This is a genomic window from Bradyrhizobium sp. 45, assembly GCF_023073155.1.
GTDB lineage: Bacteria > Pseudomonadota > Alphaproteobacteria > Rhizobiales > Xanthobacteraceae > Bradyrhizobium > Bradyrhizobium canariense_D.
Genome location: NZ_JADPIX010000103.1, coordinates 16,950 through 31,247, shown reverse-complemented (window position 1 = coordinate 31,247; position 14,298 = coordinate 16,950). Strand labels below are relative to the sequence as shown.

The following is a 14,298-nucleotide window of genomic DNA, read 5'->3' as shown; positions in this document are numbered from 1 at the left end:
TTGAGGCGTGCTTAATCGATCGTTGCGGATCGCGGAACTGAATTAGCGCCGAGTTAACCAAGCGTGGATTGCCCGCGCGCTTCGGCGTAGCATGCGGTCCGGGCACCAAGCCCTCAAACCAGATAGCCGGAAGCGAGGATGCCATGTATGCCGCCATCCGTCAGGCCAAGGCAAAAAGCGGGAGCGCCGAAGAGCTGGCGCGCCGTATCAAGGAAGGCGCCGTTCCGATCATCAGCGACGTCGACGGCTTCCGCGCCTATTACGTCGTCTATGCCGGTGACGACACGGTCACGGCGATTTCGATCTTCGACAAATTCGAGCAGGCGGAGGAGGCGAACAGGCGTGCGATCGCCTGGATCGAGAAGGATCTGGGCGCGCTGCTTGCAGGCGACGCCCGCGCCGCCGCCGGGCCGGTGATCGTGCATACGCTGGCGTAGGGATTGGGTGCAGCCGCACATTCAACTGTCATCGCCCGGCTTGACCGGGCGTCCAGTACTCCGAGACGGCAGGGATTGAACCGATAGGCCGCGGCGTACTGGATGCCCCGCCTTCGCGGGGCATGACAGCGGTGTGCTTTACAGCTCCCTCGCATTCGAGAATGCAAAGCTCGACACCCGCCGCGTCGTCTCGTCCAGGATCAGGGTGCGCGTGATCGGCGGCTCGGCGCGCTGGGCGCAGTTTTCGCGCTCGCAGAGACGGCAGTTGACGCCGATCGGCGTGCCCTCCGTTTTCTCCAGATCGATGCCGGCAGCGTAGACGAGGCGCGCGGCGTGACGGATCTCGCAGCCGAGGCCAATGGCGAAGCGCGGCTGTGGCAGCGGGTGCGGCGCGACGGGGCGGCGCACCATCTGCGCGATCGAGAAATAGCGCGTACCGTCCGGCAGCTCGATCACCTGCTTCAGCAGGCGGTCAGGCGTGTCGAAGGTCGAGTGCACGTTCCACAACGGACACGTGCCGCCGAATTTCGAGAACGGGAACGTGCCCGACGAAAATCGCTTCGAGACATTGCCTGCATTGTCGACGCGCAAGAGGAAGAACGGGATGCCGCGCGCGTTCGGCCGCTGCAGGGTGGTGAGCCGATGGCAGACCTGCTCGAAGCCGGAATTGAAGCGCTGCGCCAGCAGATGGATGTCGTAGTTCAACGCTTCTGCCGCGGCCAGGAAGGCCGGGTAGGGCATCATCACCGCGGCCGCAAAGTAGTTGCCGAGCGTGATCCGGAATAGGCGGCGCGGTGTGTCGTCGAGCGCGCCGGCGCGGCCGATGATGGTCTCCAGATGCTGCGCGCATTCAACGAGGCCGAGCTGAAAGGCGAGCTGGAACGCGCGGCCGGGCGGGTCGACCAGTTCGGAGATCAGGAGCTGGCGCCGATGGCGGTCGAAGCGCCTCAGCGTCTCGCGCATCACGTCCACCGGCATGATGCGGGTCTGGATCGAATGCTTTTCGCGCAGCCGTGCCGCCAGTGCCGCATAAAGCTCTTCGGCCGGCACGTTCAGTCCGTCGCGCAGAGTCTCCGCGGCCTGCTCGAGTTCCGGAAAGTAGTTGCGGTTGGCCTCGATCAGCTCGCGGACGCGCTCGACCGGATTGGCCTCATAGCGGGTGCCGACGTCGCGGTCGGCCATTTGCGCCGCGGCCAGCGTCTCGCCCTGGCGGGCCTCGGTATAGGCGGCATAGAGCCGTTGCAGCGCATGGGTGACGCCGGGGCAAAGCTCGGCCAGATCGCGCAGTTCCTGCTTGGGAACGTCGATCTGGCGGAACAGCGGGTCGGAGAAGATCTCGTTGAGTTCGGCGAAGAAGCGGTCCTCGTCGGCGGTCGCGAGGTCGCGCAGGTCGAGGTCGTAGGTTTCGGCCAGCCGTAGCAGGATCTGCGCAGTCACCGGACGCTGGTTGCGCTCGATCAAGTTGACATAGCTCGGCGAGATCCCGAGCCCCTCGGCGATCTGAGTCTGCGACAGCCCCAATTGCTGCCGGATCCGCCGGAAGCGCGGGCCGACGAAGAGCTTCTTACCGGATCCGGCGGGCATTCTAGGTCTCCAAAGTCGTAAGGCAGTCTTGCTGACCTATATTATTTACAAGTTTTACAAAGTGACATTTATTACAATCACCTATGTTACATGACATCACCATTCAAATACAAGACTACTATACGAGCTAGGCTTTCTCGCGTTTAGCTTCTGACACGCATCTCGCAATGCATTGTCAATAATGTCGATGGCGGTGCCATCGTCGTGAAAGGATCAGGCACATGAAGTACCAGCCCCGCGGCATCAGCACCTTCCAGGCCCCTGCCTCGTATCAGAGTGAGGTCGAGGCGGCCCGGTCGCTCCTGGAGACCCAGCCGACCTGGAACGGGGTGTCGGCCGAGGCCGTCGCCCGCATGCGCCTGCAGAATCGCTTCAAGACCGGCCTCGACGTCGCTCGCTACACCGCGGCGCTGATGCGGGCCGACATGGCCGCCTACGACGGCGACCCCACCAAGTACACGCAGTCGTTGGGCTGCTGGCACGGCTTCATCGCCCAGCAGAAGCTGATCTCGGTCAAGAAGCACTTTGGCAAGACCGATCGCACCTATCTGTACCTGTCCGGCTGGATGATCGCGGCGCTGCGCTCCGAGTTCGGCCCGCTGCCGGACCAGTCGATGCACGAGAAGACCTCGGTGCCGGCGCTGATCGAAGAGCTCTACACCTTCCTGCGTCAGGCCGATTCGCGCGAGCTGAACGATATCTTCCGCAACCTCGATAAGGCCCGCAAGGAAGGGGACAAGACCAGAGAGAAGGAGCTGATCGAGAAGATCGATAACTTCCAGACCCATGTCGTGCCCGTCATCGCCGACATCGACGCCGGCTTCGGCAATGCGGAGGCCACCTATCTGCTCGCCAAGAAGATGATCGAGGCGGGTGCCTGCGCGCTCCAGATCGAGAACCAGGTCTCGGACGAAAAGCAGTGCGGCCACCAGGACGGCAAGGTCACCGTGCCGCATGAGGTGTTCCTGGCCAAGATCCGGGCCTGCCGCCACGCCTTCCTCGAACTCGGCGTCGAAGACGGCATCGTCGTGACCCGCACCGACTCGCTCGGTGCCGGCCTGACCCAGCAGATCGCGGTCAGCCACAAGCCCGGCGACCTCGGCGACCAGTACAACAGCTTCCTGGATTGCGAGGAAGTGACCGCGGAGAACGCCCGCAACGGCGACGTCATCATCAACCGCAACGGCAAGATGATGCGTCCGAAGCGCCTGCCCTCCAATCTCTATCAGTTCCGCCCGGGCACCGGCGAAGACCGATGTGTGCTGGATTGCATCACCTCGCTGCAGAACGGCGCCGACCTGCTCTGGATCGAAACCGAGAAGCCGCATATCGAGCAGATCGCCAAGATGGTCGACCGGATCCGCAAGGTGGTTCCGAACGCGAAGCTGGCCTACAACAACTCGCCCTCGTTCAACTGGACCCTCAACTTCCGTTGGCAGGTCTACGACGCCATGAAGGAAGCCGGGAAGGACGTCAGCAAGTACAATCGTGCCGAGCTGATGAAGCCGGAATACGACGATACGCCGCTGGGGAAGGAAGCCGACGAGCGCATCCGTACCTTCCAGGCGGATTCGGCCAAGCGTGCCGGCATCTTCCACCACCTGATCACGTTGCCGACCTATCACACGGCGGCGCTATCGACGGACAATCTGGCGAAGGAATATTTCGGCGACCAGGGAATGCTCGGCTATGTCAAGAACGTCCAGCGCGCCGAGATCCGTCAGGGTATCGCCTGCGCCAAGCATCAGAACATGGCCGGCTCCGACATCGGCGACGACCACAAGGAATACTTCGCCGGCGAGGCTGCCCTGAAGGCGGGCGGTGCCCACAACACGATGAACCAGTTCGGCTAACGCATCACGCTAATCGACAGGAGACTGACAATGACCAACAGCAATTTCTGGGTGATCGGCGGCGAGTTCGGTTCGATGAACTTCCACAAGCTCGTGGAAGGTTCGGCCCAGGTGCAGGGTCCGTTCAAGACCCGCAAGGAGGCCGAGGACGCCTGGCGCTCGGTCTCGGAAGAGAACCGCCACAAGGCGGGCGTCCGCTTCTCGATCGTGGAAGAGCCGTCGCGGGTCTCGGCGTGACAATCTGAACTTGCATGCCAATCTGAATAAGAAGACGTCCAAGGACGGAGGGTCCCATCCGGCGCAAGCCGGGTGGGACCGTCTGTTTTTGGCACAGGTGAAAGATTTGTGGGCGTCGTAAGTCACTGGAATTGTAGGCCCTTTGCGGACACTTTGGTTGCTGATAGGTTAATCCCGCCAAGTGAGGACGAGGCCGCCAATGTCAGAGCCCGAGACCAGCGGGATCCATCCCAGCCAGCCGCGCCCGGTGCGGCTGCGCGATGCGCTGTTGCGCGCGCGGATCGAGGCCGCCGACCGGACCGGCGTCGTCGTCGATTTGCGCGATGCCGAGGTGGCGCGGCTCGAGATCCTCAACGATTCGCTCGATCCCCTGTTCGCGCAGGTGCCCGATCAGATCGACCTGTTCGACCGTGGCATCAGCCAGGGCGACACGCCCAGGCTCTGGATCGACGTCGTCGCGCATATCTTGATGGGGCGTGACAAGCGAATGTACCGCTTCGTGCAGGACACCCGCTTCGGCCGCATCGTGCTCGCCGAATCGCACGACACCGCTGTCATCGTCGAGGCCGTGACTGATTATGTCGCCCGCCGCATGATCGAACGCGAGCATGCGATGGTGGTCCCGCCCGAGCCGAAGCCCGAGCTAGCGCCGCCGCGGCGCCGCTCGCGCGTGTGGCCGTTCGTGTTCGGATTTGTGCTCGGCGCCGCCGCGCTGTTCGGTGTTGCCGTGCTCGCGGCGCTGCGGAGCTGGTGAGACGTTCGCCGTCGTCATTGCGAGCAATGACGGGCGGCCTCAAATCAATCTCACATGCTTGATCTGTCCGATCTGAAGTCCAACCCCCAGGCTCCGCACCGTCTGCTCGCAACGCCAGCCGGCGTTGTCCTTCTCGATCGTGAACAGATTGTAGGCCGCAGCCGGGGTGCGGCCGTGCGCGAGCGCGGAGGCCGACGGCACGCCGAGGGCCGGAATATTGCCGTTGGGTCCCTCGAACCACATCGTCGAATGAATGTGGTCGTGTCCATGCAGGATCAACTCGACGCCGTGGCGTTTCAAAAGCGTCAGCAGCCCGGCGGAGTCAGTCATGCGCTTGTGGCGCGCGCCGGACTTCAGGGGATGATGCACCAGCAGCACGCGAAAGACGTCCTCGGTTGCGAGCCGCTCGAGCACCTCTTCGAGCGCCGCGAGCTGTTCGCGTCCGAGCGCGCCTGTCGCCATCAACGGCAAGGTGGGCACCGCCGTGGACAGGCTGATCAGTGCGAGCGGCCCGCGCCGGCGCAGGCTCGGAAAGCCGATACAGCCATCGTCGCCCGCAAGATAGGGCGCGAAGGTTTCGCCGAAGCGATGAAAGGTAGCGCGGACATAAGCGTCGTGATTGCCGGGAATCGTGGTGACGCGGTCGGGCGGACCGACGCCGTCGAGCCAGGCGCGCGCCGGCGCGAACTCCGCCTCCAGCGCCAGATTGACGAGATCGCCTGTGACCGCGATGTGGTCGGGACCTTGCGCCTTCACGTCGGCGACAAGGGCGTCGAGCACCTCGCGGCGCTGGTATTTGTGACGGTTGCGCGTCCAGTTGACATAGCCGAACGCGCGCTTGCCGGCGAGCTCGATCAGCCGGGGCTTCGGCAGCGGCGGCAGATGCGGGTCGGACAGATGGGCGAGCGTGAAGGGAGCCATGGGGGGCGATTGCCTCGCTATTCGTCCGCTGTAATGGCAAGGTCGCAGGCTAGGTGCAAGCGGGGCATCAAGGGAGCCCGATGGGGGAACGTCTGAACAGCGTCCGACGGAAATTCGAGCCGCTGCTGCGGCGAATCTTCCACGCCTATTTCCTGCTGGTCCGCGGGATGACGCTCGGCGTCCGCGCCGTGGTGGTGGATGCCGACACCAGGGTGTTCCTGGTCAGGCACAGCTACGTCACGGGCTGGTATCTGCCCGGCGGCGGCGTCGATCTCGGCGAGACCATGGAGCACGCGATGCGCCGCGAGCTCAAGGAGGAGGGGGATATCGATCTCACCGGCGACGCCGTGCTGCACGGCATCTTCCTCAACAGCCACGTCTCCCGCCGCGACCATGTCGCGGTCTACGTCGTCAGGCAGTTCAAGCAGGATCGCCTGCCCGCGCCCAACCGCGAGATCGCGGAGTGCGGATTCTTCGCGGTCACTGCGCTGCCCGAGGGGACCACGCCGGGCACGCGGTTGCGGATCGCCGAAGTCCTGCACGACAGGCCGCGGATTGCGACGTGGCGATGATGGCTGCCCGTGCTAGTAGATCGCCGCGCCTGCGGTGTCGGCGCATGGACGAGGGATGAAGATTGTCTGAATCGACGACGTCATGGCCATTTCGGGTCGCCGTGCTGGTGCCCTGCTACAATGAGGAAGCCGCCGTCGCGACGGTCGTCGCCGATTTCCGCAAGGCCCTGCCTGCGGCCGAGGTCTACGTGTACGACAACAATTCGACCGACCGTACCGCGGCGGTCGCGCGCGAGGCGGGAGCGATCGTGCGCAGCGAACGGCGCCAGGGCAAAGGCCACGTCGTTCGCCGCATGTTCGCAGACATCGAAGCCGACATCTACGTGCTCGTCGATGGCGATGCGACCTACGACGCGCCGAGCGCGTCGCGCATGATCGACCAGCTCCTCGACGAGCATCTGGATATGGTTGTCGGCCTGCGTGTCGATCAATCGCAAGCGGCCTACCGGCGCGGTCATCGCATCGGCAACCAGCTCTTCACTGGCTTCCTGGCATCGACCTTCGGTCACGCCTTCAAGGACATCTTGTCCGGTTACCGCGTGTTCTCCCGCCGCTTCGTCAAATCCTTTCCCGTCCTGTCCGGCGGTTTCGAGATCGAGACCGAGTTCGCGGTCTATGCGCTGGAATTGTCGCTGCCGGTCGCCGAGGTGGAGACGCCCTATTATGCGCGCCCGGAAGGCTCCTTCTCCAAGCTCAATACCTGGCAGGATGGGTTGCGCATCTTCAACACGATGCTGAAGCTCAACCGGTTGGAGCGGCCGCTGCGCTTCTTTTCGGCGATCGGCATCGTCTTCGCGCTGCTGTCGATCGCTTTCGGATTGCCCGTGGTGATCACCTTCCTCGAAACCGGCCTGGTACCGCGCCTGCCGACCGCCGTCCTCTCCATGGGCCTGATGATCATGGCGCTGCTTTCGGCTTCGTCAGGGCTCGTGCTCGACACCGTGACGCGCGGGCGGCGGGAAATGAAGATGCTCGCCTACCTGTCCCAACCACCGCTCGGGAGGAGCTGAAATGCCTCGGGGGCCGGGCGCAATCGTATAGACCGCTGCCCTCCAAGGTGATATCCCGCCGACGCGATGAACGATCTTTCCCTCACCATCCGGTCGGAAGCTGTCGGCGATGCTCAGGCGATCGAGCGGCTGCACGAACGCACCTTCGGACCGGGCCGCTTCGTGCTCAGCGCGTACCGCATCCGCGAGCACGTGGACCATGTGCTCGATCTATCCTTCACCGCCCGCGTCGGTACGTTGCTGGTCGGATCCGTCCGGCAATTGCCGATTTGCGTCGGCGACACGCCGGCGTTGCTGCTCGGGCCCCTGACGGTCGAGCCTCCGTTCCGCAGCCGCGGCGTCGGCCGGCTGCTGCTCGAGCGCGCGCTGAAGGATGCCAAGGCGCAGGGCCATCGCCTGGTGCTGCTGGTCGGCGACGAACCCTATTACAGCCGCGTCGGCTTCAAGCAAGTCCCCAAGGGACGCGTCACCATGCCGGGCCCGGTCGATTACAGCCGGCTCCTCGTCATCGAGTTGGTCGAGGGCGCGTTCGAAGGCGTATCGGGGCCGGTCGGTCCCGACTGGAGCAAGACGCGAACCTGACGCGCCCTCGCTTCGAAGCTCACATGAAGGTAGGGCAGTGCCGGTCGATCAGCAATATTACCGGGAAGTGGCGTCCGGGAGCACGGCGGAAAAGCTGCTGATCGCGGCGCGCGACCGCATCTACCAGGATTTCATCGCCCAGATGCAGCCGTCCTCGGCGGACGAGATCCTGGATGTCGGCGTGTCCGACGTGATCAACGACGGCGCCAACGTGCTCGAGCGAAGCTACCCGCATCAGCACAAGATCACGGCTTGCGGGCTCGGCGAAGGTATCGGGTTCAAGGCGGCTTTTCCGCTTTGCCGTTACGTGCAGATCGAACCGAATACACGGCTGCCGTTTGACGACAATGCGTTCGACGTCGCGACGTCCAATGCCGTGCTCGAGCATGCCGGCAGCCATGAAAACCAGGTGCTCCTGGTCGAGGAGCTTGGCCGCGTCGCGCGGCGGGTCTTCATCACGGTGCCCAACAGGTTCTTTCCGGTTGAGCACCACACGGCCATCCCGCTGGCGCACTATCTGGACGGCACCTTCAGGATCGCCTGCATGATCGCCGGCAAGTCGGAATGGACCGACGAGCAGAATCTGATCCTGATGACGCGAAAACGGCTGCTGGGGCTCGCCGCGCTGGTTGCCAAGTCTGCGAGTGCTAAGTCCTCCAACCCCAAGTCCGCGGCCGTGGGCTACACCGGTTTGTCGCTCGGCCTGCTATCGTCCAATCTCTATCTCGCATTCCGCTGAAGCAGCCGCCTCCCGCCCCAGCATGATCCCGATGAAGAAGATCCACACCAGCAAAGCCTTCTTCGTCGTGTTGTTTCTCGCGGTGCTGGTCGGCCATTTCTGGACCATGATGCGATGGAACGAGGCGCGCGGCGTCTATGACGACATCTGCTACCTGCGGCAGGCGCATCTGTTCCAGAGATTCGGGCTGGTGGAGGGATTCGACACCAGCCTCACCCGCGACGACGATGGCTATCAGAAAGCAAAGCTGAAGGAGATCGGCTACCCCGACTGGAACGATACGACCGCGGCGCCATGTCACAATCTGATGCCGGCCACGGGGAAGGTCGTCATTCAATACCCGCCGGGCGTCGGCCTCGTGTTGGCGTTGTTTCCGCCAGGGCACCAGGTCGCGCCCATGTACATGCTGGCGACCATTGTCGTCCTGGGCTTTGCGCTGTTTGCGCTTTCTCTCGCGCGCAGCATGAGGTTGGTCCTGATGGCCGGGACGTTCGGCTGTCTTGCGATCTACCTGATGGTCAATCCGGTCAAGGCGAGCTATTCGATGGCCCCGACGGTCGTCGTGTGCGCGCTCGCAGGATGTCTCACGGCGCGATGGCTGGCGGGCCCGCGATCTCAACCGAATATCTGGCTGCTGGCGCCAATCGGTTTCCTGCTCGGATTGACCGTCGATTTTCGATTGGCCAACCTTTTCCTGGCGTCGGGCTATGGTCTCTTTCTCCTCGTCGCGTTTCTTACGAAGCGGACGATGTCCCGGTTCTTGCAGGGGCTTGTGTTCGGCGTCGCGTTGCTGGCCGGCGTGATCCCGACCATCGTCTCTTACGCCGTCAACGCCGGCAGTCCGTTCGCATCGACCTACGGCAACAATCCCGATGTCAGGCCACTGGATTTTTCGTTCGCGGTGGTCCGGGACTATCTGGCCGATCCGCTCCAGACCTTGCTGATCGTCATCGGAATCGCAGGCTCGATCTGGCTGTTGCGGCAGGCGAACGGCATTCGCCGCGTCGCGCTGCTCACGATCGCCAATCTGGCGCTCAACCTCGCCTTCTTCTTCACCTATCCGATCGCGACGCCGTACTACACGATCCCTATTTCTCTCCTGACATTGTGGACCCTGCTGTTTGCCGTGCTGTTTCAGGAGGCATCAGAGGGGGCCCCCGAAGCGGCCGCCTCAGCCACAGCACGATGAAGTCCGGCTAGCTATCGCGCTTTCAGAACTTGAAGTTCGCGAACGCCCGTACCCCGATGCCGGGCATCAACACCTCGTCCTTGGTGTAGGACACCGAGTTGCGGATGTTTTCGTTCAACAGATTGTTGCCGACGAGGCCGAGCAGCATCTCGCGCGCGCCGAATGCATTCGGGTTGAGCTTGGTCTTGTAGCTGACCTCGGCCTTCAGCAAATTGTAGCCCGCCGTCGGCGTCTCCGCGATCACCGCGACGTCGTTGTGAGCGAAGGCGTGCAACAGATTGACGCGCATCAGCCAATTGTCGTCGCGCCAGAACACGCCGCCGCCCAGTCTCACCGGCGGAATGCGCGGCACGTTGGTGCCGTCGGTGAAGGTGGCCCGGACCACGTCGAACTGGTTTTCGATGCCCCAGATGCCGCCCTGCAATGCACCGACGTCGAGCTGCGATTGGAATTCGCCGCCGCGGAAGTTCGCGTCCCGCTGCGAATAGACCGCCTGGTTCACCTCGGCGCCGGGCGTGCCGCACGAGGCAAAGTCGTCGTCGCACATCACGCCGGTGAGACGGCGATAGATGAAGTTGTTGAAATGCGTGTAGTAGACCGTCGCCTCGAAGCGGAACGGCCCCGTTGCCTTGCGCAGGCCGACCTCCACGGATTTCGCGGTCTCGATGGTGAGGTTGGGGTTGCCGATGTCGAAGGTCGCGGTCGCATCATGTGCGCCGCGCGAGAACAGCTCGGCGGCCTTCGGCGCGCGCTCGACATATTGCGCGGTGATGCTGCCGACCATGCCGCCTGGCAGGTCCTGCAACAGGCCGATGCTGCCGCTCTTCGGCGTGAAGGACGGATTACGGCCGATGCCCGCCTGCGGCGTGCCGTCGGGCAGGAAGTCCGCGGGAAAATCCGGCGTCGTCCCGTGCAGCTCGACATGCTCGATGCGGCCGGCGATCTGCGCCCGCGTCGCGTCCGTGAACTTGAACTCGTTGAACGCGTAACCGGCAACGCGCGTGCTGTTGTTCGGGTCCCACAGGCCGTTGAACAGCGTGCCCGGATTGTCCGGGCTCGGCGCGCTCAATTCCTGATGGCCGACCTGGAAGCCCAGCGCCGTCGTCACCTCGGCGAAGCGCGCGTTGAACGGCATCAGCTGCACCTCGGTGCGGATCTCCTGCTCCTTGTTGGTGAAGGTCTGCCGCACGCCGTCCGTGTTGGAATCGGCGGGATCGGCAAGCCCGATCTCGTTGTGCCGGTAATCGGTCGCGCCGGCCCAGAAGCGAACGACGTCGATCGCCGTAGCGTCGGGATGGTACTCGCCCTTGACGTTGATCTTGGTCTGATGGGCGTCGATCCGCGTGTTGTGGTCGGCGCCGTCGATGCCGGGGATGTGGTACAGGGAGTCGTTCTGCGTGATCGCCGCGCCGATATAGCCGCCCTGGAAAAAGTAGGAGCCGCCGATCGAGGCGCCGTCTGAGCGCGTCGCCGAGTTGGGCTGGCGTCCGTTGGCGACGGGCCGGGTCTGGTCGGCGAGGTACGGGTAGCTCGGGATGCTGTAGTCGGTGGTGTTGCGCCCGTAGACGTCGGCATGGAAGGCAAAATTGCCGCCGCCCGTGTCGAGCAGCACGCCGCTTTCGACGCCGCGGTCAACCGAACTGAACGCGCTGCGCGTCTCGGCGGTGACGCAAGGCGAAGTCGCGGCCGCTGCGAGCGGTGCCTTCGTCGGCATGCCGTAGGTCTGGAACGACGGAGCGCAGGTCGGCAGCGCGTCGGGAATCCGGTTGTTGGTGGCGCTGACGACGCCGCCGATCGAGGTCGAGCCATAGCGCAGCGCAGCCGGCCCGCGTACCACCTCGACCTGGTTGGTCGCGAGCGGATCAATTGGAACGAAGTGATCCTCGCCGAGATCGGAGGCGCCGCCGGCATTGGTGCCGTTCTCGACGATGCCGACGCGGTTGACGTCAAGTCCCCGGATGATCGGCCGGCTGGAGGCGCCGGGCGCGAAGCTCGATCCGGTGATGCCGGGTTTCGAGAACAGGAGGTCGCCGAGCTGGCCGCCGCCCTCGCGGCGGATCTCTTCGTTCGGCACCACCGTGACCGTCGCGAACTGGTTGGTCACGATGGGCAGCACGCCCTGCTGAGGTGCGGCCGGCGTGGAGGTTGCCGGCGTGGCGTCCGCAGCGCGTTGGTGGCTGCGTGCCCGCGCGGTTCGGGTGGGACGACCGGGGTTGCGGGTCGGCACCACCGCCCTGCGCACGATGGGGCTCGGAGCCGTCACGGTGACGGCGGGGATCTCGGTCGATGACTTATCCTCGGCCAGCGCCGAGGTGGCGGCGCCGAGCAGGAGCAGGCTTGCTCCGCCAAGGCGCTGCGCGCGCCGCAATTTGAATGACATGGTCCTGATTCCAGTCAGGCGCCGTCCGCATGTTCGTCTGCTGATCGGAGGCGGCCTGCCGTCGCTGCGCGACGGAATTCGACTTCAGCTGCTCCCGGGAATGCGCCTGAAAGCGGCGAGCCCGGGCGTGATCAAGCGTTGTGGAAGTCAGGACGCGGGAGGGGCGCGGGGCTGGAATGCCGTACCGGCCGATTTCAGGTGGACGAATTCGGCGTCGGTGGTGCGGTAGAGCAGGTCGATCGCCTGCGGCAGCAGCAACACAGGCGGCGCCGCGAACAAGACGGTGCCCGCCATCGCGACCAATGCGCAGATCGCGCAATTGTCCTCGCCCGGTTGCTCCCTGTCAGGAGCCAATGGCGATTGCCTCTCGACCGCGGAACGGTCGATCGAAGCGGGAGCTTGGGCGCCGTCGGTCTGCTGCAGCGAGGACTGGGCGAGGGGAGCCGCCTGGGCGAACCAATGGCTGTGGCCGAACGTCAGCGCGAACTGCACCAGCATCGCGAAGATCGCGAGCCGGGCGCCGTGCCTGATATTCGACCGGAACCACTTCATCTGGAAACGCCACCCCACATCGCGAGGTATCATCCCCTGATCCCGCGATGTTATAATGTAACATCGCGCAATCCGTCAGCGGATGTCAACCGCTGTCGAGCCGACCCGAGCGGGCCGGCTCCTTGCCGTGTCGTGCAGGCAACTGAAAGCCTAGGCTGAGGACCTGTCAAACGGCTTACGCGGACGGCGATTGGACTCAGTGTCAGCGCGAGCAGGTGGCATCAGAGCTTTTTGCTCCGGAGCCAGGTGCGGATGGCCTCGATGTGTTCTGCCTTGCGCTCCAGCGGCAGCCAATGCCCTGCGGGCATGCTCGTTACGGTCAGGTCCGGGCAGGTGGCGCGCATCGGGTCACCTTGGCGATTTCCGGTGATGCTGCAGATCTGATCAAAGTCGCCGTTAACGAACAGCACCGGCTGCGACAGGCGGCCGCCATTGAGTGCCTTGCGCGCATAGGCGATGTTGGCGTCGTCGTTCATGTACCACGCGCAGGATGGGCGGAAGCCATGAGCCTTGAACGTCTGCACCAGCACGTCGAAGTCCGCCGGCGGCCAGAGAGCCGAATCGGGCTCAGTCGGCGGAGCGCGGTGCGCGGCGCCAAAGCGCCCTCCATTGCGCGTGACCATCGCATTCGGCGAAACCTTGCCGATGCCGGCGGGGTCGCCTGGCCGAAAGATCGACGCCAGCGATGCTGCCAAGTCTGCATCGAGGTCGGCGACTGCCGCCTCGAAGTGCGTGTTGTAGTAACGGTAGTAATCCCATTGGCCATCCGGATATTGGTCGACCGGATAAATCGTCCGGTCGACCAGCGGGACGACTGTGCGCAGGGCGTGCCCGTCGGGTTGATACGCCAGCGAGGTCAGCACGACTCCGCGGCTGCGCTTTGGCTGATGCGCGACCAACTCACCGACCACAACACAGCCCCAGTCGTGGCCAACCCAGATCGCAGGCTTGCCGCCCAAGTCATCATGGAGTTCGGCCATGTCCGTCACGATTTCCTCGATGGTATAGGCGTCGTTGGCTGCGGGCGTGGAAGAGCCGCCGTAGCCGCGCAGATCGGGAGCGACGCAGTGCCAACCGTCGGCGGCAAACGCTTCCATCTGCGCGCGCCACATCAAACTGATGCTCGGCCAGCCATGGACGAAGATCATCAACGGTCCGTCGGCCGGCCCGCACTCGATATAGCGCGTTGTCTGACGAGGCGAGCTGAACGTGCGCTGGTCGAGCGATAGTTCGGCTTCAGAACTGATCGGTTGAAGTCGGTCTGTCATGGTCGAGTAACTCCGCTTCTCACTGAGCGCTCGCGCGGTTTGGGTGCTGCGAAGGCTCCGTCGAGAACTGCTCTTGTCCGCGGGGAGCGATGCCTGGACAGGGACGCGCCTGCCCAGCGCCGAGGAAGAACCGGCCCCAGATTTCACAACGCGCTACATTCGACCGAGTTCGGGGGCGAAGGTGCTATGGAGCTTCCGGCGAAGAAGGGAGGATGGGGAT

General features: G+C 64.1%; 14 protein-coding genes. 9 read left to right on the top strand and 5 right to left on the bottom strand.

Annotated features, from left to right (window positions below):
- Positions 1-143: 143 nt before the first annotated feature.
- The gene (locus IVB42_RS16840; RefSeq protein ID WP_007607017.1) at positions 144-437 is read left to right on the top strand and encodes an antibiotic biosynthesis monooxygenase; all 294 of its coding nucleotides are present in this window, start codon (positions 144-146) and stop codon (positions 435-437) included.
- Between the two features lie 138 nt (positions 438-575).
- On the opposite strand, the gene IVB42_RS16835 is transcribed toward IVB42_RS16840, so the two are convergent.
- Positions 576-2,021 (bottom strand): short-chain fatty acyl-CoA regulator family protein, encoded by a 1,446-nt coding sequence (locus IVB42_RS16835; protein WP_018454969.1) that lies wholly within the window; start codon positions 2,019-2,021, stop codon positions 576-578.
- A 221-nt stretch (positions 2,022-2,242) separates the two neighbouring features.
- Between IVB42_RS16835 and IVB42_RS16830 the strand changes: the two genes are divergently transcribed.
- From IVB42_RS16830 to IVB42_RS16820, 3 genes are all read left to right on the top strand, one after another.
- Complete coding sequence (locus IVB42_RS16830; RefSeq protein WP_247372646.1) at positions 2,243-3,874, top strand: isocitrate lyase; 1,632 nt, start codon at positions 2,243-2,245, stop codon at positions 3,872-3,874.
- Between the two features lie 30 nt (positions 3,875-3,904).
- Positions 3,905-4,111 carry a hypothetical protein gene (locus IVB42_RS16825; protein ID WP_007595122.1) on the top strand — a complete coding sequence of 69 codons (207 nt, stop codon included), beginning with the start codon at positions 3,905-3,907 and terminating at the stop codon, positions 4,109-4,111.
- A gap of 199 nt (positions 4,112-4,310) precedes the next feature.
- Complete coding sequence (locus IVB42_RS16820) at positions 4,311-4,865, top strand: hypothetical protein (RefSeq protein WP_018454967.1); 555 nt, start codon at positions 4,311-4,313, stop codon at positions 4,863-4,865.
- Between the two features lie 39 nt (positions 4,866-4,904).
- Here the strand turns inward: IVB42_RS16820 and IVB42_RS16815 are convergent, their stop codons facing one another.
- Complete coding sequence (locus IVB42_RS16815) at positions 4,905-5,786, bottom strand: metallophosphoesterase (RefSeq protein WP_247372648.1); 882 nt, start codon at positions 5,784-5,786, stop codon at positions 4,905-4,907.
- A gap of 80 nt (positions 5,787-5,866) precedes the next feature.
- Between IVB42_RS16815 and IVB42_RS16810 the strand changes: the two genes are divergently transcribed.
- The 5 genes from IVB42_RS16810 to IVB42_RS16790 all read left to right on the top strand — a co-directional run bounded on the left by IVB42_RS16810 (position 5,867) and on the right by IVB42_RS16790 (position 9,878).
- Positions 5,867-6,358, top strand: a complete 492-nt coding sequence (locus IVB42_RS16810; protein ID WP_085352656.1) for an NUDIX domain-containing protein — start codon at positions 5,867-5,869, stop codon at positions 6,356-6,358.
- A gap of 62 nt (positions 6,359-6,420) precedes the next feature.
- Entirely contained in the window at positions 6,421-7,368 is a 948-nt protein-coding gene (locus tag IVB42_RS16805) for a glycosyltransferase family 2 protein (RefSeq protein WP_247372650.1), read from the top strand.
- Positions 7,369-7,434: 66 nt separating this feature from the next.
- Positions 7,435-7,950 (top strand): N-acetyltransferase, encoded by a 516-nt coding sequence (locus IVB42_RS16800; RefSeq protein ID WP_018454963.1) that lies wholly within the window; start codon positions 7,435-7,437, stop codon positions 7,948-7,950.
- Positions 7,951-7,987: 37 nt separating this feature from the next.
- Complete coding sequence (locus IVB42_RS16795) at positions 7,988-8,689, top strand: methyltransferase domain-containing protein (RefSeq protein WP_247398123.1); 702 nt, start codon at positions 7,988-7,990, stop codon at positions 8,687-8,689.
- A gap of 31 nt (positions 8,690-8,720) precedes the next feature.
- Positions 8,721-9,878 carry a hypothetical protein gene (locus tag IVB42_RS16790; protein ID WP_247391660.1) on the top strand — a complete coding sequence of 386 codons (1,158 nt, stop codon included), beginning with the start codon at positions 8,721-8,723 and terminating at the stop codon, positions 9,876-9,878.
- Between the two features lie 22 nt (positions 9,879-9,900).
- On the opposite strand, the gene IVB42_RS16785 is transcribed toward IVB42_RS16790, so the two are convergent.
- The 3 genes from IVB42_RS16785 to IVB42_RS16775 form a co-directional block, all read right to left on the bottom strand.
- Positions 9,901-12,258, bottom strand: coding sequence for a TonB-dependent receptor (locus tag IVB42_RS16785; RefSeq protein WP_247372659.1), 2,358 nt, complete (start codon positions 12,256-12,258; stop codon positions 9,901-9,903).
- A gap of 147 nt (positions 12,259-12,405) precedes the next feature.
- Positions 12,406-12,810, bottom strand: a complete 405-nt coding sequence (locus tag IVB42_RS16780; protein ID WP_018454959.1) for a DUF2946 family protein — start codon at positions 12,808-12,810, stop codon at positions 12,406-12,408.
- A 221-nt stretch (positions 12,811-13,031) separates the two neighbouring features.
- Positions 13,032-14,078 (bottom strand): alpha/beta hydrolase, encoded by a 1,047-nt coding sequence (locus IVB42_RS16775; RefSeq protein ID WP_085352652.1) that lies wholly within the window; start codon positions 14,076-14,078, stop codon positions 13,032-13,034.
- Positions 14,079-14,298 lie beyond the last annotated feature (220 nt).